The following is a 23635-nucleotide window of genomic DNA, read 5'->3' on the forward strand; positions in this document are numbered from 1 at the left end:
GAGCCTTTGTTTGGTGAAATAAAACCGTATGCCCCATCCGGATCCGAGCGGCAAAATGGCTAGCCGATCATGACGGTGCCGGTGGCGATCGCCGCGCAGGCCAGCAGCCGCGGAATGCTCAGGGATTCGCCCAGGAACAGGTAGCCGATCAGCGCCGCGAACAGCACGCTGGTTTCGCGCAGTGCCGATACGGCCCCCATGGGCGCACCGGACATGGCGTAGATGACAATACCGTAGGCCAGCAGCGACACCAGGCCGCCGGCGAAGGCCGTACCGAAACCAGGGCGGACCGAGAACAGGCTGCGAGTCCCGCGCAGGCCTACATAGACCGCCGGCATCAGGATTCCCCACAGCGCAGACATCCACGCGGTATAGGCCATCGGCGCCCCCGAAAGGCGTACGCCGATGCCGTCCGCCACGCTGTAGGCGGCGATGAAGCAGCCGGTGCCCAAGGCATACGGCAGACTGGGAACCTGGAGCTTGCGGCCTTTGAACGCGAGGAAAATGATCCCGCCCGACACCAGCGCGATCCCCAGCATGGCGACCGCCCCTACCTTCTCGCCGGCGAACAGAGACGCCCCGATGGTCACCAGGATGGGGGAGCAACCGCGCGCGATCGGATAGGTTTGGCCGAGGTCGCCGGACCGGTAACTGCGCACGAGAAACAGGTTGTAGCCGACGTGCAGCACGGCCGAGAGCGCGGCATAGCTCCAGCTGGCGCTGGCGGGAGGAGCAAGGAACAAGGCAGCGATGGTGCTGGTGATGGCGACCGCCAGGCACATGACGGTCATCGACCACAGTCGATCTTCACCGGCGCGCAGCAGCGCATTCCAGCCGGCATGCAACGACGCTGCGAAGAGAACGAGTAAGACAATGTGAAAAGGCATGCGCCATGGTAAGCATGCCTGCGCCAGGACTAAAGCGAAGTCTCCTCATCGAGGCATGAGCAAATACTCATGCGAGGCGCCAACGGTCAGTAGCCCTCCCCGGCCCTGACGGATTCGGCCATGATCCACTCACGGAAGGCGACAACGTGCGGCTGGGCCTCGATCCCTTTCGGGCAGACGAAGTAGTAGGCCAGCGGCGATGGCAGCGGAACGTTGAACAACCTGACCAGGCTGCCGTCGGCGAGTTCATTCTCTACGTGCCCGCTGCGCGCTAGCGCCACGCCCTGCCCCAGCAACGCAGCTTCGATGGTCATGTTGGTGTCGGCGAAGCGCACGCTTTCCCTGAAGGCGGATACGGCTACGCCGGCCTGCTGGAACCACAGGTCCCATTTCGGCACCATGTCCGCGCCGGCGCGCGTCAGCAGCGGATAGCGCAGCAGGTCGGCCGGCTTGCGCGGCATACCCAGGCGTTCCAGCAATGGCGGATTGGCCACCGGGAAAATCTGCTCCCGGAACAGGAACTCGGAATACAGGCTGGGGTAATTCCCGGTGCCGAAGCGGATCGCCACATCGGGTTCCGCCGGCGTGAAGTTGATGGCGGCGTCAGTGGTCTCCAGCGTGACCAGGATTTCCGGATGCTGCCGGGCCAGGCCCGGCAGCCTCGGCAACAGCCACTTCAGTGCGAAGGAATAGGTGGTACTGACCTTGAGCCGCACGCGTCCCTTTTGCTCGCGCAAGTCGGCCAGCGTCGCCTCAAGCTTCATGATGAATTCGCGCACCACCGGAGCCAGCGCCGCCCCTGCGGGTGTGAGTGTCAGCGACTTGCCGCGCTGGAACAGCTGCACTCCCCAGAGTTCCTCGAGATGCCTGAGCTGATGACTGACCGCGCTTTGGGTGACGTGCAGTTCGTCCGCTGCGGAAGTGAAAGTGGCATGCCGGGTAGCGACTTCGAAGGCACGTAACGTGGCAGTGGGCGGCAGGTCTCTCATGGGCTTATCTCCGGGGACGCTGGATCAGATGCGTCATATGAATGAAACCTCATAATAGCAACCTTGGATCATCCGTGATGATTGATCCAAATGCCGGGCGTCTATTCTCAACGACGGCAGCAGAATGCCCTGAAATAAAAACGCCCGATGCGATGCATCGGGCGTTTCTGCATCTGTAAAACTGACTGCCGGCCTGTTACGGCAACGGCGGCAGCACCGATGAGTGGTGGCTGGTAATCAGCCATTGCCGGCCATCCCAGCGATACGTATAGGTATAGCGCGCATGCACATCGATCGACCTTGCTTTCAGCGCGAAGGTATATAGGCCGGCATCCACTGCAGTATTGCAACCGATATAAATGCGGCGCATGTCGATGGCGCCGACCGGTTTGTTCTGCAGGAAGTGCTCGAAGTAATCGATGCGCTCGGCCGTTGTCAGCCTTGGCTTGCTCGATACCGTCGGCAGCAGGATGGCATCTTCCGCATAGTTGGCCGCTACCGCTTTAGGGTCGTTCGTTTGCAGCGAGGCATTCCAGCGATCAAACAATGCCGCGATTTCCTTCTCGTCTGTCTTGTGGCAGGCCGCTTCGCCAATGGGCGGCTCCGCGCCGTTCATTGATGCACATCCCGACAAGAGCAAGAGCACCGCACCTGAGACCAAGAAGAACTTGTTCATTTTCTCCTCCGACAATGCTGATTTGGTTTTTGAGATTTTCTTTAGCACGTACGCTCTTGCGACTAACTGAGCGTCGCCAGATTATTTCACCCCGGCGATATTCCCAAACGTCCAAACAGTGACAAGTTCCCACACCGAATGCATCGCTCGAAACCGCACGCTGAAGGACTTGGCTCAAGCCATGTTTGCCGCTTGGAAACAAATGGAGTATTCTTTTCCAAGAAGCAATAAATATGATGGAGACAAAAATGCGCCAGTTCCTGATCGTAGCCGCCTGTGCAGTGGCAATCTGCGGCTGCGGCAGGTCGCCTGCGGAGCAATTGGCCTATGACCATGCAGAAGAGCAATACCAGATCAATCGTGAAAATGCCGCACGGTACCGGCAATCCGTAGAAGACGCTGCAAATGAAGAGATCAAGTCCAAGGTAGCCTCTTCACGGCCAAGAAGCTGAATTGGCAAAGCAGAACGAAGGCTTGATCGCGCAATACCGTCAAGTTAAGTGAAGACAAGAAAAACCGCCGCTGCGATGCCATTCGTAGCGGCGGTTTTTTTCATGGCCCGGCACCAACGATTCAGCTGCGATGCCCTGCCGTAGCGGCACTGCCATCCACCGGATCCTTGCGTTGCTGATGGCGGCCTGTGACAACGAAGAGAATCGCAATGGCGATCACGCCAAACAATGCAATCACCTGCAAGCCGCCGCCAAAGCTCCCCGTGGCGTCCTTGATCTTGCCCACCACGTAAGGATTGACGAAGCCCGACAAATTACCGATCGAATTGATCGCCGCAATACCAGCCGCCAGCGCCGCCGGGCCCAGGATGGTTGGCGGCAGCGTCCAGAACACCGGCAACGCTGAAAACACACCGAAGCTGGCCAGGCACAGCAAGGCCAGCTTGAGCACCGGAGCCGCCACCAGCGTCGAACCGCCCAGCCCGATCACGGCAAGCACCAGCGGGAACAGCGTGTGGAAGCGGCGCTCGCCCGAACGGTCGGAACGCTTGCTCCACCAGATCATGCCGACCGCACCGGCGACGAAGGGCAAGGCGCTGACGAAACCGGTCTGTACCAGCGTCAGGTCGAAGCCTTTGACGATCTGCGGCAAGAAGAAGCTCATGCCGTAGTTGAAACCGGTCACCCCAAAGTACGCCACCGCCAGCAGCCAAATGACCGGGCTGCGCACGATGTTCATCAGGCCATGGCTGACCACGACCTGATGTTCGCGGCGTTCCTGCTCCAGCGTGCCCTTGAGCCACTGCTTCTCGGCCGCGCTCAGCCATTCCGCATCGTCCGGCGAATCGCGCAGTACCTTCAGCACGACGAAAGCCAGCACGATGGACGGCGCCGCCTCGATCAGGAACATCAGCTGCCAGCCATGCATGCCGAACATGCCGTCAAGCGACATCAGCAAACCCGACACCGGCGAGCCGAACACGCTGGCCAGCGGCATGGCCGCCATGAAGGAACCCACCACGCCCGCGCGGTAAGACTTGGGCAGCCACAGCGTAAGGAAGAAAATCACACCGGGAAAGAAACCTGCCTCGGCAATGCCCAACAGGACGCGCACGATATAGAAACTGGTTTCCCCCTGCACGAAGGCGGTGGCACCGGACAGGATGCCCCAGCTCAGCATGATGCGCGCAATCCACAGGCGCGCGCCAAAACGTTCCAGCGCCATGTTGGACGGCACTTCAAAAAAGAAGTAGCCGAGGAAAAACAGCCCTGCCCCAAGCCCGAAGGCAGCCGAGCTGAGGCCCAGGTCCTTGTTCATGGTGATGGCCGCGAAACCGACGTTGACGCGGTCCAGAAAGGCCGCGATGAAGCAAAGGGTCAGCAACGGCGCGAAACGCCGGATGACCTTGCGCATGGTGCTGCGTTCGATGTCGGACATGATGTCTCCTTCTCCTGTTTGTCTTGGTTATTCTTGTTGTTGCTGCCGTCGCGCGGCATTTTTTTGCATTGCAAATGCGGGGCGCCGACCGCTGCGCCCTCTTCTTTTATCTCTTCGATGCTCAGCCTGAAACGGTTCGCCTCCAATGCGCAGTCGGCAATCCAGGCACCGGGCTGTCGAAGGCGCGGATCGCATCGTCCAGCAGGCAACCCAGGTAAGCCGTGCGCAAGTCCTTGCCGCCGAAAGCCAGGCTGGACATGTTGCCCAGCCGCGAGCGGCCGGCGGTCTGCATGGTGGCGTGCTGCAGGGTGCCGGTTTGCACGCCTTGCGCCACCAGCGCTTCATGTTCGGGATCGGTATCTTCCAGCACGGTCTGCACTTCGCCATCCGGGCGCACCACCAACAGGCGGTTGCTGGCGATGCAGGTCAGCCACAGTCCGCCATGCGCATCGAACGTCAGGCCGTCCGGCAGGTTGGCGCCGCCCAGCCGCGCCACGACCTCCCTGGGCCCCAGCGCCGGCCCCGGCAGCAGCGCGAAACGGCTAACGCACTGTGCATAGGTTTCATTCACATAGACCCAGCGGCCATCGGGAGAAAACGCTATTTCATTGGTATAGCCCAGGCCATCGGCGACGATGCGCGCGCCATCACTGTCCAGTACGGCAATGAAGCCGTCGGCCACCGTCGGTGTCCATGCTTCGCTGCGCGGCTGCCGGCGTGTGCTGACCGTCAGCCACAACGTGCCGCCGGCATCGACGGTAACGTAATTGCTGGGCGGCAGCGGCTTGCCTTCGATGCTTTCCACTGCATATTCCAATGCGCCGTCGGCGGCCAGCGCGAAAATTCCACCCTGCCCGGCGCCCAGGTCGGCGAACAGCACGCGGCCATCCGGCGCCAGTGCGATGCCGTTGGGAACATAAGCGCGTCCCGCCTGCGCGCCCCGCCCTGCGGCCGGCAGCACATGGCGCACATTGCCGTCGGTCAGCACGCGGCTATAGCCACCGCCGCCATGCGAAGCCAGCAGCTCGCCGTTTTCCAGCGCCAATACGCACTCGGGCCGCTGCATGCCGCGCGCCACCACTCTCAGGTCTTCAACATTGAGGCGATAGTCCCGCGGCAACGGATATGCCGAAGATGGTTTCATTTGTCTCCTCCAGATGGAACGATGCCGCCCGCACCGGGCGACATGATTGTTTATGCCGGTTCCGATATCTCGATCAGGTTCAGGTCCGGATCGCGCACATAGACCGAGCGTATTTTTTGCGTGGCGCCGGTACGCAGTACCGGCCCTTCGATGATCGGCCATTGCCGTTGCTGCAGGCGTTCGATCACTTGTTCCAGCGGCACCGCCGCCATGAAGCACAAGTCCAGCGCGCCCGGCGCCGGCAGGTGCGCCTTCGGTTCGAACTCCTTGCCGCGCACGTGCAGGTTGATCTTCTGGTTGCCGAAGCGGAAAGCCTTGCGGCCCTCGCCAAAGGTTTCCAGTTGCATGCCCAGCACATCGACGTAAAAACGTTCGGTAGCCACCGGGTCCACGCAGGTCAGCACCAGATGGTCGAGATGATCGATCAGGTTCATGCCAGCTCCTTGCTGCGTTCGGCTTCGTCCAGATAAGCCGGGCGCGCATGCAGGTCCAGCCGGCGTCCGGCCTTGAGCACCTGGCTCGGCACGTCATGCCCGACCAGCCTCGGCAGGCGTCCGGCGGCCTGCAGCAATGCCGGCAAGTCGATGCCGGTGTCGTAACCCATCAGTTCCAGCATATGCACCAGGTCTTCGGTACAGACATTGCCGGTGGCGCCGGGCGCATAAGGGCATCCGCCCAGGCCGCCCAGCGAGGAATCGAAACGGTCGATGCCCGCCGCGATCGCCGCCAGCGCATTGGCCAGCGCCATGCCGCGGGTATTGTGGAAATGCAGCGTGAGTTCGATGTGCGGGAAGACATGGCGCGCATGTCCGCACAACTGTTCCACCTGGCTGGGATAGGCCATGCCGGTGGTATCGCACAGCGTGAAGCCGTTCACCCCCATTTCGGCAAAACGCGCCATCCAGCGCAGCACTTCGGCCTCGTCGATATCGCCCTCCATCGGGCAGCCGAAGACGGTGGAAAGGGAAACGTTGATCGCCACGCCGGTGCCGCGCACCGCCGCGACCACGTCTTTCAACTGGGCGAACGACTGCTCGCGACTCATGCGCAGGTTGGCGCGGTTGTGGTTCTCGCTGGTCGACATCACCAGGTTGACCTCGTCCACATTGCACGACAAGGCGCGTTCGGCGCCGCGCACATTGGGCACCAGCACGGTGTAGACCACGCCCGCCTTGCGCCGGATGCGATGCATCACGGCTTCGGCGTCGCGCAACGCGGGAATGGCGCGCGGCGATGTGAACGAAGTGGCTTCGATTTTGGCGAAACCGCAATCGGAGAGATGGTCGATCAACGCCACCTTGTCATCGGTCTCGATGAAGGCGGATTCGTTCTGGAAGCCGTCGCGCGTGGCGACCTCCTGGATGTAGATGCGCTTGCCGCGCGCGGCGCCGTTCAGTTGCTGTGCCATTACTCCGCTCCTGATGTCAGATGATGTTGCGCGCGCGCCATTCGGCACGCGTGCTTTCGGAAATGCCCAAGCCGTCGAGGATCTCGTCGGTATGCTGGCCCAGGCGCGGCGCCGGGCTTTCCACGCTGCCGGGCGTGGCGCTGAGCTTGGGCAGCACGCCCGGCAGCTTGACCGGGGTGCCATCGTCCAGCTCCGCATCCAGCAGCATGCCGCGCGCCTGATAGTGCGGATCGCCGGCGATATCGGCAACGTCGTAAATCTTCCCGGACGGGATGCGGGCCCGGTTCAGCGCGTCCAGTACATCATCCAGGCCATGGCGGGCAGTCCATTCACCGATGGCGGCATCGATGCGCGCCACTTGCCTGACGCGGCCATCGTTATGCGCCAGTGCCGGGTCGTCGGCCAGGTCGTTGCGGCCGATGGCTTCCATCAGGCGCCGGAAGATGCTGTCGCCATTGCCGGCAATCAGCGCGTACTTGCCATCGGCGCAGCGGTAGGCATTGCTGGGCGCAATACCGGGCAGGCTGCTGCCGGCCGGCTGGCGCACCGCGCCGAAGACCGAATGCTCGGGCAACAGGCTTTCCATCATGTTGAACACCGACTCGTAGAGCGCGACGTCGATCATCTGCCCTTGCCCATCGTGCTGGTCGCGCTGGCGCAGCGCCAGCAGGACGCCAATCACCCCATGCAGCGCCGACAGCGAGTCGCCGATGGACACGCCCACGCGCACCGGCGTGCGTCCCGGTTCGCCGCTGAGATGGCGCAGGCCGCCCATGGCCTCGCCGATGACGCCAAAGCCGGGGCGGTCGCGGTAAGGGCCGGTCTGGCCGTAGCCGGACACGCGCAGCATCACCAGGCGCGGGTTGATGCCATGCAGCTCGTCCCAGCCCAGCCCCCACTCTTCCAGCATGCCGGGACGGAAATTCTCGACCAGCACATCGGTCTCGCGCACCAGTTTGCGGATCACCTCCTGCGCCTGCGGCTGGCGCAGGTCCAGCGTCAGCGAGCGCTTGTTGCGCGACTGCGCGGCCCACCAGACCGAGGTGCCTTCATGCATCAGGCGCCATTTGCGCAACGGGTCGCCGGTGCCCGGCGGCTCGACCTTGATGACATCGGCGCCGAATTCGGCCAGCATCTTCGCCGCGAACGGGCCGGCGATCAGTTGCCCCAGCTCCAGCACACGGATGCCGTCTAACGGTTTGGACATGCCTACTCCAACATGGTGATTCATGCCTGCATGTTGGACCTGTCGGCCGCAATGGAAAATGTCGATTTGGTAAAAGACCCTTTCCGGAATGGAAAGGATCGGCCGCGCCGGCCGGTATCGGCTATGCCTGCTGCGCGGAGAGGAAGTCGAACAGCCGGGCCGCCTCCGGCTGCACTGCGGCTGCCGACTTGCCGACCCACAGCCTGCGGCTGGCCCAGCCATCGGTCAGGTTGATGGCGCTCAGGCGGGTGCCGAGGATTTCCGGCCGCACCGCCGCCAGCGGCAAGATACCGATGCCCAGGCCGGCCTCGATCATGCGGCAGATGCCGTCGAAGCTGCTCACCTGGATGCGGATGCGCAGCGTCCTCTCGGCCGCCACGGCGGCATTGACCAGCCTGGCCAGCAGCGAGCTGCCTTCGTTGAGGCCCACATAGTCGTACTCCAGGGTATCGACGAAGGCCACTTCATCGCGGCCGTCCAGCGCGTGCCCGCGCGGCACCAGCAGCACCAGCCGGTCGCTGCGGTAAGGCCGCTTCTCGATGCCCGGCGCCGGGACGTTGTCGGCGAACACGCCGATATCGGTACGGCCGTGCCCCAGGGCTTCGATGATCTCGCTGCTCAGTTTTTCTTCCAGGCCGATATGCACGCCCGGGTTGTCCGCCAAAAAAGCGGGGAGATCGTGCGGCAGGAATTGCACCACCGCGGACGTATTGACCCACATCCGCACATGCCCGCGCACCCCTACCGCGTAATCTCCCATTTCACCGGCCATGCGGTTGACCTGGTCCACCACGCGCCGCGCATGCTCCAGCAAGCCCACGCCCGCAGGCGTAAGCTCGATGCCGCGCGGCAGGCGCACCAGCAATTCGCAATCGATGTTCTTTTCCAGCTCGGCGATGCGCTTGCTCACCGCCGACAAGGTCATGTGTGCGCGCTCGGCCGCGCGGGTCAGGCTGCCGGCATCCGCGACCAGCAGGAAGATCCGCAACGATTGAAGGTCAAAGTGCGCGGGGTTGATCATCTGTTCACCGGAAAAAGGAAAACCAACGGGGGGAAATGCCGGGGATTATACGGCGGCAGCCATTGGCGCACCGGCCTCATGTATCGACATCATGCATCGGCAAGATGGTCCCGCCTGATGGCCTCGAGGCTGGTCACGCCCAGCAGCCCCATGTCGCGCCTGATCTCGTCATGGATCAGCTTCAATGCATGGCTGACCCCCGCCTCGCCGCCCACGGTGGCCGCATAGTTGAAGGGGCGGCCGATCCAGGCGGCCTTGGCGCCCAGCGCCAACGCCTTCAAGACATCGGTGCCGCGCCGCACGCCGCTATCGATCATGACCGGCATGCTGCCGGCGGCCTCGACGATCTCCGGCAGCACCAGCAGCGGCGCCACGCTGCCATCCAGCTGGCGTCCGCCGTGGTTGGACACGATGACCGCGTCCGCCCCCATTTCCCTGGCGCGCCTGGCGTCGGCCGGGTTGAGGATGCCCTTGATCACCATCGGCCCCTTCCATTGCCTGCGCACATCGGCAGCATGCGTCCAGTTCAGGTGGCCACGGTCGGAGAAATCGCGCAGCACATTGGACGACATGATGGGCGCGCCGCGCGTGGCGTAGTTGTTTTCGAAATGCGGCATGCCGTGCCGCAGCAGCGTCTTGATGAAGGTGCCAAACAGCCAGCGGGGATGCGACACGCCTTGCCATGCCAGCGAGAGGCTCGGACGCAGCGGCGTCGAGAAGCCGGCGCGGATATTGTTCTCGCGATTGGCCGCGACCGGGGTATCGACCGTCAGCACCAGGGTTTCCACGCCTGCTGCGGCAACCCGGACGATCAGTGCATCGATCTGGTCCTGCCGCCCGGGCAGGTACGCCTGGAACCAGGTGCCCGGGGCCGCGTCCATGACCTCTTCCAGCCGGATCAGCGAGGACCCGCTCATGATGCACAAGGCGCCGGCCTTGCGCGCCGCCACGGCCATCGCGACATCGCCGCGGTAACTGGTCATCGACGACAAGCCCATCGGTGCGATGCCGGCCGGAGAAACGTAGCGCTTGCCCAGCAGCGTCACCGATGTATCGATCCGGGAGACGTTGACCAGCACATCCGGCCTGAAGGCATAGCGGCGGAAGGCGCTGCGGTTGGCGTTGATGGACTGCTCGTCTTCGACCGCGCCCGAGACATAGGCATACAGCGGAACGGGAAGCCGGTCTTTGGCGGCCTTTTCGAAATCGTGCAGCGACAGGAAACGTTTCATCGATCTGCTCAACATGTTCTCCGTCAGAATAGTTTTTGATTGTGCCGGCCGAGGCCTTGAACAGGCTCAGGAACGCATCTCCCGGCGATTGATGAAATGAGTTCCTGCCTCCGGACCATACGTAAGTATGGCCCAGGCATCCGGGATACGCTGGGGGAATACCGGGAGGGCAGGAACTGCCCTCCTTGATGGAGTTGGCGGCGTTTAAAGACCGAAGGGCTTGAGCACCTTGTCGAGCCACGCCTGTTCAACCTTGCCGTTGGCGATCTCGGCCTTGATCGCCTCTTCGTTGTCGGCGGTCTTGCGGGCGGCGTCGATCAGCCCTGCGGCGCCGGCTTGCGGGAAACTAACGATGCCGTCTTCATCGCCGACGATCAGGTCGCCCGGGCAAACCACCTGGCCATCGATGGAAACCGGCACATTGATCTGCCCGGGGCCGTTCTTGTACGGGCCACGATGGCTGGTGGCGCGTGCGTAGCAGGGAAAGTCGGCGGCATAAAAAGCTGCCGTGTCGCGCACGGCGGCATCGATCACAAAACCGGCGCAACCGCGTTGCTGCGCGTAGAGCATGATCAGCTCGCCGACCAGCGCGTTGCTGGCCTCGCCGCCGCCATCGACCACCAGCACATGGCCCGGCTGCATCATCGTCAGCGCCTTGTAGATCAGCAGGTTGTCGCCCGGCCGCGTCTTCAGCGTGAAGGCCGTGCCGACCAGTTTCGTGGAACGATGAATACGCTGCAAGCCGGTCACACCGGACAGGCGCTGCAGGTTATCGCTCAGGTGCGAGACCACGATACCGCGCAGGGCATCGACGACACCAGCCTCGGCCACGGCCGGCGCAGGATGGATGAGGAAAGACGGGTTGCTCATGGTTGGCCTCAGGTTGTGAATCGGAAGAGATGCTTCGCGGTCATGCATCGACCGGTTCGGCAATCGTCAACAGCACCACGAAACTGGCCAGCGAGCCGATCGCCATGAAGGCGAACACGTAGTCCCAGCCATAGCTGTCGAGCAGCATCCCGGTCGCCAGCGGAGCGATGGCGCCGCCGATCTGGCCGCCCATGTTGACCACGGAACTGGCGATAGGAAAAGTCTTCTTGTCGGCCACGCCCATCGGGTACGCCATGTAAGCGGAAAAACCGAAACTCAGCAGCACGCCGGTCGCAAACAGCAGCAGCCCATAGCCCACCGGATCGGCCGGCGAATTGATCAGCGCATACATCATGCCCGCCGTGGCCAATGCCGACAGCATCATGCCGGGCTTGCGGCGCTTGGCCAGCAGGCGGTCGGATACCAGGCCGCCCAGCAGATTGCCGATCACCGCTCCCACCCAGGGCGCGGCGGCGACGAAGCCCATATTCATGACCGAGAATTTCTTCACGCTCAGCAGGTATGTCGGAATCCATGCCAGCAGCACATTCGAAATGCCGAGCTGGAAGCAGTAGCCCAGCGCGCAGCCCAGCACGTTCCACGAGCGGAACACGCTCTTGCTGTCGGTCAGCGGAGCCAGCTTGCGGGCACGCACGAACTTGTCCAGCCAGGCGGGCGCGGCCTTATGGGCAGCCACCGCAGCAGCCGACTGTTGCGCCGGGGTGGCCGAACCGGTGATGTAATCCAGTTCCGCCGCCGACACATGCTTGCTTTGCGAAGGATGGTTGGTGACCAGGAAAAACCAGATGATGGAAAAAATGATGCCGGGCACGGCGAAGAAGATGAAGATCTCGCGCCAGCCCCACATGGCGATGATGACCGCGCAGATCGGCGGCACGATCACCGGACCGAACTTCACCGCGGACAGGAAGATCCCGCTGGCCGTACCCTTTTCATGCGGCGGAAACCAGTTGTTGATGGTGGCGGCGATCCCCACCGGCAGGGGGCCTTCCGCCAACCCCAGGGCGAAGCGGTAGATCTTCAGGCCGAGGATCGAGGTGGTGGTGCCGATCATGCCGGTAAACACCGAGGTCAGGATCATCGCGCCCGAGAAGATGCGGCGCACGCCGAACCGGCTGGTGGCAAAACCCGACGGCAACTGCGCCAGCGCATAAGCGAACAGGAACAGGCTCAGCAAGGCGCCCGCCTCCGTGTTGCTCATCGCGAATTCCTTGCGGATGAAAGGCAGCGCCACGCCGATGTTGGCGCGGTCGGCCGCGGCGATCGTATAGATCAGGAAAATCAGTCCCGCCACGACCCAGCGAAAACGGGTCGGCCTTGCAGTCGTCGAAGCAGTGGATGCGGCGGCATCGGCCAAGGGTTGGTTCATCCGGTATCTCCAAATGTGATTATCGTTGCCACACGCGGATATGGCTGGTGTGGTGGGCGCGTATCTTGTGATTGCCGCAATGGCTCTCACGCGTCTTTTGGCGAATTCTAAATAGGATATTTTTGCCAGTAAAATGACAAATATGACCATAAAATAGTCGCAAAAAGACTATTATTCCCATCAACGCCCTCTGCCCATCCCTTCGGAAACCATGTTTTCACAAGCCATCGAGACCTTCCTCGCCATCATCCGCAGCGGTAGCCTGAGCGCCGCCGCGGAAGAACTCAACCTGACGCAAACCACGGTCAGCAAGCGGATCAAGGCCCTGGAAGATGAACTCGGCATGCAGCTGATCGAACGAGGAAAAGGCATGCGGCAGGTGAAGCTCACACCCAGCGGCGAAGAGTTTGCGACACTGGCCGAGCAATGGAACCTGATTTCGCGCGAAGCCAAAATCCTCGGTTCGCAAGGCCCACGGCTGTCGCTGACCATCGGTGCAGTAGACAGCCTGAACGTGTTCGTGCTGCCGCGCCTGTACCGCGCGCTGCATGCCGAGCATCCGTCGATGAAGATGGAAATCCGCACGCTGCACTCCGACGAGATGTACGAAAAGATTGACCAGCGACAACTGGATCTGGCCTTTACCCTGCGCGAGCGCAGCCTGGCCAACGTCGACGCGGAAGTGTTCTTCTCTTCCCCCATGGTCGTCCTGAGCCTGGCGGGCAAGGCAACGGCGAAAGACAAGACGGTACGCCCGCAGGACTTGTCTGCGGACCACGAACTGTTCGTTCCCTGGGGCCGCCGTTTCGATGCCTGGCACGACCAGTGGTGGGATCCCCTGACGCCGTCGCGCATCAAGCTCGATAGCGGGCACCTGATCCTTTCCATGCTGCACCATCCCAGCCAGTGGGCCATCGTGCCCTTGTGGCTGGCGCGCACCGCGCTGGACAAGGGGCCTTACATGATCCGTGAACTGACGGCCCCGCCTCCCCCATACATCTGCTACCGGCTCACGCACAAGCAGCCGACCACCGGCACCAGCCGCTCCATCGCCATCGTCGACACCCTATGCCGCCAGATCTTCGGTGAGCAGATGACGCAACCGTATCTGGGTAACGAGCCTGTTTCGCAATGAGACGCCCGATACGCCCTTAAGTAGAGATAAATCCAAGGCAAGGTTAAAAGACACTAAAATCTGAATGCTCAAAAATCAGCAAGGCACTGCCGGAAGGTGCCTTGCTGTTGTTGTATGCACGTAAAAAATTACGCAACTTATTTAACTGACTAACTGACATTCATCAGGCAGATACCATGAGCGACCACTTCGAAATTTTCCTGCGTCTGCTCATTGCCATGCTGATCGGCTGCGCCATCGGCGTCGACCATAACCTGCGCGGCAAGCCCAGCGGCATCAAGACGCTTGGCCTGGTGGCGCTGGGTTCGGCACTGGCGACCATGGCCAGCATGAACTTCGCACTCACTGCCGACGGCTATGGCCACGACGCGGCCAGCCGCGCGATCCAGGGCGTGATCACCGGCATCGGCTTTCTCGGCGCCGGCGTGATCATTCATGAAAAGGCCACCGAGAAAGTGCGCGGACTGACCACGGCGGCTTCGATCTGGGTCACGGCTGCGGTGGGCATCGTGTGCGGTATCGGCTGGTGGAAAGTGGCGTTGATGACGACTGCACTGATCCTGGTGCTGTTTACAGCCGGACGCAAAATCGAGAACGCCCTCCACCATCGCTGGATGAGGAAAAGCGACAGCGAGCGCAACGACATCGATTTGCGCGATGATGACTGACGGCGACAGACTGAATACGACTACAGAAAAACAACCGTGATAAAAACCCTGCTGCTCTACCTTTTCACCGCCCTGGCCGAAATCGTCGGCTGCTACCTCCCCTACCTTTGGCTCCAGCAAGGCCGTTCCGCATGGCTGCTGCTGCCGGCCGCAGTCAGCCTGGCATTGTTTGCGTGGCTGCTGACCTTGCACGATGCAGCCTCCGGGCGCGTGTATGCCGCCTATGGCGGCATGTACATCGCGGCAGCGATTGCCTGGCTATGGCTGGTTGACGGTATCCGCCCATCGGCCTGGGACGTGGCCGGCGTGGCCGTGGCGCTGGCGGGGATGGGGATCATTGCATTCCAGCCCCGCTGATCCGGGCGCCTGCCCGGCTGGCAAGCGCGCACGAAAGCCGAGCTCGCCTTGTCCAAAACCATTCAGCGCACCGCACCATTTGCGCGCAGCATGCACTGCAATACATCATGGAATGATACATATCCATCTCCATCCGTTTTGCTGCGTCCCCGACCTTCTTCCTCCCCCTCGCTCTGTAAACCGCATCCGGCGGCGCTTTTCAGCCGATTTTGATCGCTGGCACGGGCTTTGCATTAACCCCCTCAGGATCAAAGGCGATCCCACCAATTTCTGATGCTGGTCTAACGATGGATCTGCAGCGCACAAGGACAATGGCGTCCGCTTGACCCGAGGCAATGTGCCCGGGCTTAAGCGGGCGCCTTTTTGCTTTTAGGGACCAAACATGAGCAAAGCAAACCGTATCGCGTTGTTTTCGCTGGGCACGCCCCAGATGCGCGCCTTCCATCTGACCTGGATGGCTTTCTTCGTCTGCTTTTTTGCCTGGTTCGCCTGCGCGCCGCTGATGCCGGTAATCAAGGGCGAGTTCAATCTCAGCGCCGGCCAGATCGCCAACATCAACATCGCCGCCGTGGCCGTGACCATCCTGGTGCGCCTGGTGATCGGCCCGATGTGCGACCGCTTCGGGCCGCGCAAGGCCTACACCGGCCTGCTGCTGGCGGGCGCAGTGCCGGTCATCGGCGTGGCCTTCTCGCAAAGCTACGAAAGCTTCCTGTTCTTCCGCCTCTTGATCGGCGCGGTGGGCGCCAGCTTCGTGATCACGCAGTACCACACCTCGGTGATGTTCGCCCCCAACGTAGTGGGCACCGCCAACGCGGCGACCGCCGGCTGGGGCAATGCCGGCGGCGGCGTGGCGCAGGCCGTGATGCCGCTGCTGGTGGCGGCGCTGATGATGCTGGGCGTCTCGCACGGCTGGGGCTGGCGCGTGGCGCTGCTGGTACCGGGCGTGCTCATGCTCATCATGGCCGCGCTCTACTGGCGCTACACCCAGGATTGCCCGGAAGGCAATTTCGACGAGCTGCGTGCCACCGGCGTCAACATCGAAAGCGGCAAGAAAGGTGGTTGGGCAAGCTTCCGTACCGCCGCCGGCAATTACCGCGTGTGGATGCTGTTCGTCACCTACGGCGCCTGCTTCGGCGTGGAGATATTCATCCACAACATCGCCGCCATCTATTACGTCGACCACTTCAAGCTGTCATTCGAAGCGGCCGGCATGGCCGCTGCCAGCTTCGGCCTGCTGGCGCTGTTCGCCCGCGCGCTGGGCGGCTTTATTTCGGACAAGGTGGCGGCCGCCGGCGGCCTCAATCGCCGCGCCACGCTGCTGTTCGTGATGATGCTCGGCGAAGGCCTGGGCCTGCTGTGGTTCGCCCATTCCGGCAGCGTCGCCGGCGCGATAGTCGCGATGCTGTGCTTCGGCCTGTTCACTCACATGGCCTGTGGCGCCACCTATGCACTGGTGCCCTTCATCGACCGCAAGGCACTCGGCGGCGTGGCCGGCATCATCGGCGCCGGCGGCAACGTCGGTGCGGTAGCCGCGGGTTTCCTGATGAAAGGGATCGGCAATACGCAACAGACGCTGTCGATGCTGGGTGTGCTGGTCACCATCTCGGCGCTGTGCGCGGTGGCGGTGCGCTTCACGGCATCGGACAAGAGCGACGGCCCGGTACTGGCCGACAACAAGGTAGCAGCCTGAGGAGCAACCCAACATGAGCATGAACATCATCGTCATCGGCCACGGCATGGTCGGCCACAAGTTCCTGGAATGCCTGGCCGAGAGCGGCACACCCAACCTCAAGGTCACCATCCTGTGCGAAGAGCCGCGCCCGGCCTACGACCGTGTCCACCTCTCCGAATTCTTCGCCGGCAAGAGCGCCGACGACCTGTCGCTGGTGGCGCCGGGCTTCTTCGACGACGGCAAAAGCCCGGTGCAGTTCGACCTCAAACTCAACGCCAAGGCCCAGCATATCGATTGCGTGGCCAAGACCGTGCTGGTCAATGTCAACGGCGCGGAAGAAACGCTGGCCTACGACAAGCTGATCCTGGCGACCGGCTCCTACCCTTTTGTGCCGACGGTGGCCGGTAACCAGCGCCGCGATTGCTTCGTCTACCGCACCATCGAAGACCTGGAAGCGATGCTGGAATGCGGCAACCGTTCCAAGAGCGGCGTGGTCATCGGCGGCGGCCTGCTGGGCCTGGAATGTGCCAAGGCGCTACGCGACATGAAGCTGGATACCCACGTGGTCGAATTCGCGCCGCGCCTGATGGCGGTGCAGGTCGACGACAGCGGCGGCCGCATCCTGCGCCAGAAAATCGCCGACCTGGGCGTGACCGCGCATACGCAAAAGAACACGGTCGACATCGTCGACGGCAAGACCCACACCCACCGCATGAACTTCGAGGACGGCTCGCACCTGGAAACCGACATGATCGTGTTCTCCGCCGGCATTCGTCCGCGCGATGAACTGGCGCGCGATTGCGGGCTCTCGGTTGGCGAGCGCGGCGGCGTGGTGATCGACAACAGTTGCCTGACCTCCGACCCGAGCGTCTACGCCATCGGTGAGTGCGCGCTGTGGAATGGCCGCATCTTCGGCCTGGTGGCGCCCGGCTACGACATGGCCCGCATCGCCGCCAAACACCTGCTGTCGCACCTAGATGAAACGGCCGAACTGCCGCAGTTCACCGGCGCCGACATGAGCACCAAGCTGAAACTGATGGGCGTGGACGTGGCCAGCATCGGCGATGCGCACGGCAAGGAGGCCGGCAGCCGCTCCTTCCAGTTCACCGACGAGCGCCGCCAGATCTACAAGAAGATCGTGGTTTCCGAATCCGGCAAGCACCTGCTGGGCGCGGTGATGGTGGGCGACGCCGCCGAGTACGGCACGCTGCTGCAGATGATGCTGAACAAGATCGAACTGCCGGAGTCGCCGGAGTTCCTGATCCTGCCGCAGTCCGACGGCAAGGCCAAGCCGGGCCTTGGCGTGGATGCGCTACCGGAGTCGGCACAGATCTGCTCTTGCAACAACGTCTCCAAGGGCCAGTTGTGCGCGGCGGTCGCCGCGGGCGCCACCACCATCGGCGAACTGAAGGCCTGCACCAAGGCCGGCGCCACCTGCGGTGGCTGCGTACCGCTGGTGACGCAGGTGATGAAGGCCGAGATGAAGAAGCAAGGCCTGGCCGTCAACAACCATGTCTGCGAACACTTCCCCTACTCGCGCCAGGAGATCTACCACCTGGTGCGCGTGGGCAAGGTCCAGAGCTTCGATGAACTGCTGGAAAAGCATGGCAAGGGACTCGGCTGCGACATCTGCAAGCCGCTTGCCGCCAGTGTGCTGGCATCGGTCTGGAACGAGTTCGTGCTGAAAAAGGAGCATGCCAGCCTGCAGGACTCCAACGACTACTTCCTCGGCAACATCCAGAAGGACGGTACCTACTCGGTGGTGCCGCGCATGGCCGGCGGCGAGGTGACGCCCGATGGCCTGATCGCTGTCGGCCAGATTGCCAAGAAGTATGGCCTGTACACCAAGATCACCGGCGGCCAGCGCGTGGACCTGTTCGGCGCGCGCGTGGACCAGTTGCCCGACATCTGGGAAGAACTGATCGCCGCCGGCTTCGAGACCGGGCACGCCTACGGCAAGTCGCTGCGCACGGTGAAGTCCTGCGTGGGATCGACCTGGTGCCGCTACGGCGTGGGCGACAGCGTGGGCTTCGCGGTGCGCCTGGAGAACCGCTACAAGGGCCTGCGCTCGCCGCACAAGATCAAGTTCGGCGTCTCCGGCTGTACCCGCGAATGCGCCGAGGCCCAGGGCAAGGATGTCGGCATCATCGCCACCGAGAAAGGCTGGAACCTGTACGTATGCGGCAACGGCGGCATGAAGCCGCGCCATGCCGAACTGATCGCCTCCGACCTCGATGAAGAAACCCTGGTGCGCTACGTCGACCGCTTCCTGATGTTCTACGTGCGCACCGCCGACCGCCTTCAACGCACCAGCACCTGGCGCGAAAACCTGGAAGGCGGCATCGACTACTTGAAGAGCGTGGTCATCGACGACAAGCTGGGCATCGCCGCCGAGCTGGAAACCGAGATGCAGCACGTGGTCGACACCTACGAATGCGAATGGAAGAAGGCCGTGACCGATCCGGAAACCCGCAAGCGCTTCCGCCACTTCGTCAACAGCAAAGCCGCCGACGGCAACATCCAGTTCGTCGAGGAACGCGGCCAGATCCGGCCGGCCACGATGGCGGAAAAGAAGCTGCTGGATATCCCGGTAGTGGCCGAACCGGCCTAAGCAAACAGCAACAGGAGCCATCCATGCACAGCGACCAACAAATCAAGCACTGGACGCCCATCTGCGACCTGGGCGATATCGTGCCCAACACCGGCGTCTGCGCGCTAGTGAACGGCGAGCAGGTGGCAGTGTTCCACGTGATCGACACCACCGGCGGCGGCAAGGAAGCCCGCGTCTTCGCCATCGGCAATTACGATCCCAACTCGGAAGCGTCGGTGCTTTCGCGCGGACTGGTCGGCAACCTGGGCGAGCGCATCGTGGTGGCTTCGCCGATCTACAAGCAGCACTTCGACCTGCAGACCGGCGAATGCCTGGAAGAGCCGGCCAATTCGGTCACCGCATGGCCGGCCCGCATCGAAGCCGGCCGCGTCTGGATCGGCGCCTGACATGGACGCCCCGGCCGACAAGGATGGCAAACCCGCGCTGGTCGTCATCGGCAACGGCATGGCCGGCATGCGCACGGTGGAGGAATTGCTGAAGCTGGCGCCGGAACTGTACGACATCACCGTGTTCGGCGCCGAGCCGCACGGCAACTACAACCGCATCATGCTCTCGCCGGTGCTGGCCGGCGACAAGAGCATCGACGACATCATGCTCAACACGCGCGAGTGGTATGCGCAGAACGGCATCACGCTGCACGCCGGCGACCCGGTCGAACACATCGACCGCCGCCGCCGCGCGGTGCGTTCCAGGAGCGGTGTCGAAGTACAATACGACCGGCTGCTGCTGGCCACCGGTTCCACCCCGTTCATCATCCCGGTGCCGGGCCATGCGCTGCCGGGCGTGATCGCCTTCCGCGATATCCAGGATGTCGATGCCATGCTGGAAGCGGCGCGCACGCACCGCCACGCAGTGGTGATCGGCGGCGGCCTGCTCGGGCTGGAAGCGGCCAACGGCCTGATGCGCCAGGGCATGGAAGTGACCGTGGTGCATGTCACCGATACGCTGATGAACCAGCAACTGGACAAGCCGGCCGCAGAACTGCTGAAGAAGGCGCTGGAAGCCAAGGGTCTGCGCTTCCTGCTCAATGCCAGCACCGCCGAGATCGTCGGCCCGGATCGGGTGAGCGCCGTACGTTTCAAGGACGGCAGTGAAATTCCCGCCGACCTGGTGGTGATGACCGCCGGCGTTCGTCCCAATATCGCGCTGGCCAAATCGGCCGGCCTGCATTGCGAGCGCGCCATCATCGTCGACGATACGCTGCAGACTTACGATCCGCGCATCTACGCGGTGGGCGAGTGCGTGCAGCATCGCAAGGCGACCTTCGGGTTGGTGGCGCCGATCTGGGACCAGGCGCGCGTCTGCGGCGCGCACCTGGCCGGCGCCGGCCATCGCCGCTACGTGCAGCAAGCCACCGCCACCAAACTCAAGGTGACCGGCGTGGACCTCTATTCGGCGGGCGACTTCATCGGCGCGGAAGACACCGAAGACCTGGTGCTGCGCGACCCTCGGCGCGGCGTCTACAAGCGCCTGGTGCTGCGCGGCAGCCGGCTGGTGGGTGCGGTGCTGTACGGCGACGTCAAGGATGGCCCGTGGTATTTCGACCTGATCCAGAGCGGGCGCGACATTTCCGCCTTCCGGCGCGAGCTTCCCTTCGGGCAGGCGATGTGCATGAAGGCAGCATGAGAGGATCGACTACGTGAACCTGTCCCAAACCCCGATCGCAATTGCCGTCGCCACGACCCAGACCACCTGCCCTTACTGCGGCGTGGGCTGCGGCGTATCGGCCTCGATGAAGCAGGACGGCAGCATCGGCATCAAGGGCGACGAGCTGCATCCGGCCAACCAGGGCCGGCTGTGCGTGAAGGGTTCGGCGCTGGGCGAAACGGTCGACCTCGATGGCCGCCTGCTGTACCCGAAGATGCGCGGCGCCGACGGCAACATGCGCCGCGTCGCCTGGGACGAGGCGCTCGATACGGTGGCGTCGACGTTTTCCGCCATCGTCGCCGAACACGGCCCGGATGCGGTGGCGCTGTACGTCTCCGGCCAGTTGCTGACCGAGGACTACTACATCGCCAACAAGCTGATGAAGGGCTACATCGGCAGCGCCAACATCGACACCAATTCGCGCCTGTGCATGTCGTCGGCGGTGGCCGGCCACAAGCGCGCCTTCGGTGAAGACCTGGTGCCGCTGGCCTATGAGGATTTGGAACTGGCCGACATGGTGGTGCTGGTCGGCTCCAACGCGGCGTGGTGCCACCCCATCCTGTTCCAGCGCATCGCCAGGATCAAGGAAACCAAACCGCACGCCAGGCTGGTGGTGATCGACCCGCGCCGCACCGCCACTTGCGAGCTGGCCGACCTGCACCTGCCGGTCAAGGCCGGCACCGATGTGTGGCTGTTCAACGGCCTGATGAGCTACCTGGCGCATCGCGGCGCGCGCGACAACGCCTTTATCGAGGCGCACACCAACGGCCTGAACGAAGCACTGGCAGTGGCCGACGCCGACTGCGCCGATCCCGCCACGGTGGCGCGCATCTGCAAGGTCGACCTGGCGGACTTGCTGGGCTTCTACGAAGCCTTCGCCGGGACGGAGAAAGTCGTCACCGGTTTCTCGATGGGCGTGAACCAGTCCTCGGCCGGCACCGACAAGGTCAACAGCATCATCAACTGCCACCTGATCACCGGCCGCATCGGCAAACCGGGCATGGGGCCGTTCTCGATCACCGGCCAGCCCAACGCGATGGGCGGACGCGAAGTCGGCGGCCTGGCCAACATGCTGGCCGCGCACATGGACCTGGACAACGCCGTCCACCGCGACATCGTGCAAGGCTTCTGGGCCTCGCCGCGCATCGCCGACCAGCCGGGCTACAAAGCGGTCGACCTGTTCCGCGCGATCGAGGACGGGCGCGTGAAGGCGGTCTGGGTAATGGCCACCAATCCCATGGTCAGCCTGCCGGACGCCGACCTGGTGCGACGCGCGCTGGAGAAATGCGAACTGGTGGTGTCTTCCGACATCATCGAAAAGACCGATACCAACACCTTCGCCCATGTGCTGCTGCCGGCGCTGGGCTGGGGCGAGAAGGATGGCACGGTCACCAATTCGGAGCGCCGCATCTCGCGCCAGCGCAGTTTCCTGCTGGCGCCGGGCGAGGCGCGCCCGGACTGGGAAATCATCTGCGACGTGGCCCGACGCATGGGCTTCGACGGTTTCCACTTCGATGGCCCGCATGCCATCTTCGATGAACACGCACGCCTGTCGGCACACCGCAACGGCGAGCCCGAGGCCGCTGTCGGCGGCGCCGCCAAGAGCCGCCGCGTCTTCAACCTGGCAGGCCTGGCCGGTATCGGCAAGCCACAGTACGACGCCTTGCAGCCGATCCAGTGGCCGGTGCAGCGCCTCTCCGACGGCAGCGTGGCCGGCACCGCACGCGTGCTGGAAGACTTGCGCTTCACGCACGCCGACGGCCGCGCACGCTTCGTGGCGACCGCGCCGCGCAGCCCGGCCCACAAGACTTGCGACGACTTCCCGCTGGTGCTCAACACCGGCCGCGTGCGCGACCATTGGCACACCATGACGCGCACCGGCAAGTCGGCCACGCTGGCCAACCACATCCCCGAATCCTTCATCGACATCCACCCGCAGGATGCGCTGCTGTATGGCGTGCGCGAAGGCGGCCTGGCGCGTATTTCCAGCCGCTGGGGCGCGATGGTGGCGCGCGTGCAGCACGGCGGCGGCATTCCGCGCGGCAGCGTGTTCGTGCCGATCCACTGGAACGACCAGTCGGCCTCGGATGCGCGCGTGGGCGCGCTGGTCAACCCGGTGGTCGACCCGGTCTCGGGTGAGCCGGAATTCAAGCACACGCCGGTGGCGATCGAGGAGTTCCGCGTTGCATGGCACGGCTTCATCCTGACCCGGCACGAACTGGCATTGGACGACATCACGCATTGGACCCGCGTGCAGGGCCGCGACTTCACCCGCTTTGAGCTGGCCGGCCGCAGCAACATCACCGACCATGCGGCATGGGCGCGCAAGCTGCTGGGCGTGGACGATCCGGAAGCCGACTGGCTGGAATACGAAGACCTGACCGACGGCACCTACCGCGCGGTGCACGTGGTGAACGACCGTATCGACATGTGCATTTTCATGTCGGCCCGCCCCGACCTGCCCTCGCGCTCGTGGCTGGCCGGCCTGTTCGCTAAGCAACAATTGGAAGAAGCCGACCGCGTCGGCCTGCTGGTAGGGCAACCGATCGAAAAAGGCGCCGATGCCGGGCCGACGGTGTGCTCCTGCTTCGGCGTGGGCCGCAACACGATCTGCGACGCCATCCGCAGCAAGGGCCTGAAGGAAGTCGGCGAAGTCACCGCCTGCCTGAAAGCCGGCGGCAACTGCGGCTCATGCGTGCCGGAGATCAAGAAACTGCTGGTGGAAATCAGCGTGGCAGAAACACCTTGCTCGAATGATCGATGGGTGAATCATTGAAAACATTGGAAATTCAATAATTTTCAAGACTTTCACCTGTGTGCCAGTGAACACA

At 63.3% G+C, this 23635-nt stretch carries 21 protein-coding genes; 9 read left to right on the forward strand and 12 right to left on the reverse strand.

The window, feature by feature from the left end; genetic code table 11:
- Positions 1 to 59 precede the first annotated feature (59 nt).
- The 3 genes from AKL28_RS09240 to AKL28_RS09250 form a co-directional block, all read right to left on the reverse strand.
- Positions 60 to 887, reverse strand: a complete 828-nt coding sequence (locus tag AKL28_RS09240) for an EamA family transporter (protein ID WP_050467840.1) — start codon at positions 885 to 887, stop codon at positions 60 to 62.
- Positions 888 to 973: 86 nt separating this feature from the next.
- Positions 974 to 1876, reverse strand: coding sequence for a transcriptional regulator GcvA (gene gcvA, locus AKL28_RS09245; RefSeq protein ID WP_050467841.1), 903 nt, complete (start codon positions 1874 to 1876; stop codon positions 974 to 976).
- Positions 1877 to 2072: 196 nt separating this feature from the next.
- A complete protein-coding gene (locus tag AKL28_RS09250; protein WP_050467842.1) occupies positions 2073 to 2552 on the reverse strand; it encodes an SgcJ/EcaC family oxidoreductase in 480 nt (159 codons plus the stop codon).
- A gap of 248 nt (positions 2553 to 2800) precedes the next feature.
- Here AKL28_RS09250 and AKL28_RS09255 point away from each other — a divergent pair, with 248 nt between their 5' ends.
- Positions 2801 to 3004: a hypothetical protein gene (locus tag AKL28_RS09255; RefSeq protein ID WP_050467924.1), complete on the forward strand. Its 204-nt coding sequence runs from the start codon at positions 2801 to 2803 to the stop codon at positions 3002 to 3004.
- A gap of 121 nt (positions 3005 to 3125) precedes the next feature.
- On the opposite strand, the gene AKL28_RS09260 is transcribed toward AKL28_RS09255, so the two are convergent.
- From AKL28_RS09260 to AKL28_RS09300, 9 genes are all read right to left on the reverse strand, one after another.
- Positions 3126 to 4442: an MFS transporter gene (locus tag AKL28_RS09260; RefSeq protein ID WP_050467843.1), complete on the reverse strand. Its 1317-nt coding sequence runs from the start codon at positions 4440 to 4442 to the stop codon at positions 3126 to 3128.
- Positions 4443 to 4563: 121 nt separating this feature from the next.
- Entirely contained in the window at positions 4564 to 5586 is a 1023-nt protein-coding gene (locus AKL28_RS09265) for an SMP-30/gluconolactonase/LRE family protein (RefSeq protein WP_050467844.1), read from the reverse strand.
- Positions 5587 to 5636: 50 nt separating this feature from the next.
- Positions 5637 to 6020 carry a VOC family protein gene (locus tag AKL28_RS09270; RefSeq protein ID WP_050467845.1) on the reverse strand — a complete coding sequence of 128 codons (384 nt, stop codon included), beginning with the start codon at positions 6018 to 6020 and terminating at the stop codon, positions 5637 to 5639.
- The gene (locus AKL28_RS09275; RefSeq protein ID WP_050467846.1) at positions 6017 to 6994 is read right to left on the reverse strand and encodes a hydroxymethylglutaryl-CoA lyase; all 978 of its coding nucleotides are present in this window, start codon (positions 6992 to 6994) and stop codon (positions 6017 to 6019) included. The genes AKL28_RS09270 and AKL28_RS09275 overlap by 4 nt, the downstream gene beginning before the upstream one ends.
- A gap of 16 nt (positions 6995 to 7010) precedes the next feature.
- On the reverse strand, positions 7011 to 8201 hold the full coding sequence (locus AKL28_RS09280; RefSeq protein WP_050467847.1) for a CaiB/BaiF CoA transferase family protein: 1191 nt from the start codon (positions 8199 to 8201) through the stop codon (positions 7011 to 7013).
- Between the two features lie 121 nt (positions 8202 to 8322).
- On the reverse strand, positions 8323 to 9222 hold the full coding sequence (locus AKL28_RS09285) for a LysR family transcriptional regulator (RefSeq protein WP_050467848.1): 900 nt from the start codon (positions 9220 to 9222) through the stop codon (positions 8323 to 8325).
- Between the two features lie 89 nt (positions 9223 to 9311).
- The gene (locus tag AKL28_RS09290; protein ID WP_050467849.1) at positions 9312 to 10469 is read right to left on the reverse strand and encodes an alpha-hydroxy acid oxidase; all 1158 of its coding nucleotides are present in this window, start codon (positions 10467 to 10469) and stop codon (positions 9312 to 9314) included.
- A gap of 189 nt (positions 10470 to 10658) precedes the next feature.
- On the reverse strand, positions 10659 to 11324 hold the full coding sequence (locus AKL28_RS09295; RefSeq protein ID WP_050467850.1) for an RraA family protein: 666 nt from the start codon (positions 11322 to 11324) through the stop codon (positions 10659 to 10661).
- A 40-nt stretch (positions 11325 to 11364) separates the two neighbouring features.
- Positions 11365 to 12714 carry an MFS transporter gene (locus tag AKL28_RS09300; protein ID WP_050467851.1) on the reverse strand — a complete coding sequence of 450 codons (1350 nt, stop codon included), beginning with the start codon at positions 12712 to 12714 and terminating at the stop codon, positions 11365 to 11367.
- Between the two features lie 211 nt (positions 12715 to 12925).
- On the opposite strand from AKL28_RS09300, the gene AKL28_RS09305 reads away from it, so the two are divergent.
- The 8 genes from AKL28_RS09305 (at position 12926) to AKL28_RS09340 (ending at position 23580) form a co-directional block, all read left to right on the forward strand.
- Positions 12926 to 13849, forward strand: coding sequence for a LysR family transcriptional regulator (locus AKL28_RS09305; RefSeq protein ID WP_050467852.1), 924 nt, complete (start codon positions 12926 to 12928; stop codon positions 13847 to 13849).
- A gap of 176 nt (positions 13850 to 14025) precedes the next feature.
- On the forward strand, positions 14026 to 14517 hold the full coding sequence (locus tag AKL28_RS09310) for an MgtC/SapB family protein (RefSeq protein WP_050467853.1): 492 nt from the start codon (positions 14026 to 14028) through the stop codon (positions 14515 to 14517).
- Between the two features lie 39 nt (positions 14518 to 14556).
- On the forward strand, positions 14557 to 14874 hold the full coding sequence (locus tag AKL28_RS09315; RefSeq protein ID WP_050467925.1) for a YnfA family protein: 318 nt from the start codon (positions 14557 to 14559) through the stop codon (positions 14872 to 14874).
- Between the two features lie 382 nt (positions 14875 to 15256).
- On the forward strand, positions 15257 to 16564 hold the full coding sequence (locus tag AKL28_RS09320; RefSeq protein ID WP_050467854.1) for an MFS transporter: 1308 nt from the start codon (positions 15257 to 15259) through the stop codon (positions 16562 to 16564).
- Between the two features lie 19 nt (positions 16565 to 16583).
- On the forward strand, positions 16584 to 19157 hold the full coding sequence (gene nirB / locus AKL28_RS09325; protein ID WP_050467926.1) for a nitrite reductase large subunit NirB: 2574 nt from the start codon (positions 16584 to 16586) through the stop codon (positions 19155 to 19157).
- A gap of 23 nt (positions 19158 to 19180) precedes the next feature.
- Positions 19181 to 19543, forward strand: a complete 363-nt coding sequence (nirD, locus tag AKL28_RS09330) for a nitrite reductase small subunit NirD (RefSeq protein WP_050467855.1) — start codon at positions 19181 to 19183, stop codon at positions 19541 to 19543.
- 1 nt (position 19544) lies between these two features.
- Positions 19545 to 20783 carry an NAD(P)/FAD-dependent oxidoreductase gene (locus AKL28_RS09335; protein WP_082221429.1) on the forward strand — a complete coding sequence of 413 codons (1239 nt, stop codon included), beginning with the start codon at positions 19545 to 19547 and terminating at the stop codon, positions 20781 to 20783.
- A 13-nt stretch (positions 20784 to 20796) separates the two neighbouring features.
- Positions 20797 to 23580, forward strand: a complete 2784-nt coding sequence (locus AKL28_RS09340; protein WP_050467856.1) for a nitrate reductase — start codon at positions 20797 to 20799, stop codon at positions 23578 to 23580.
- The last annotated feature ends 55 nt before the right edge of the window (positions 23581 to 23635 follow it).

Source organism: Herbaspirillum chlorophenolicum, from assembly GCF_001189955.1.
Lineage (GTDB): Bacteria > Pseudomonadota > Gammaproteobacteria > Burkholderiales > Burkholderiaceae_D > Herbaspirillum > Herbaspirillum chlorophenolicum.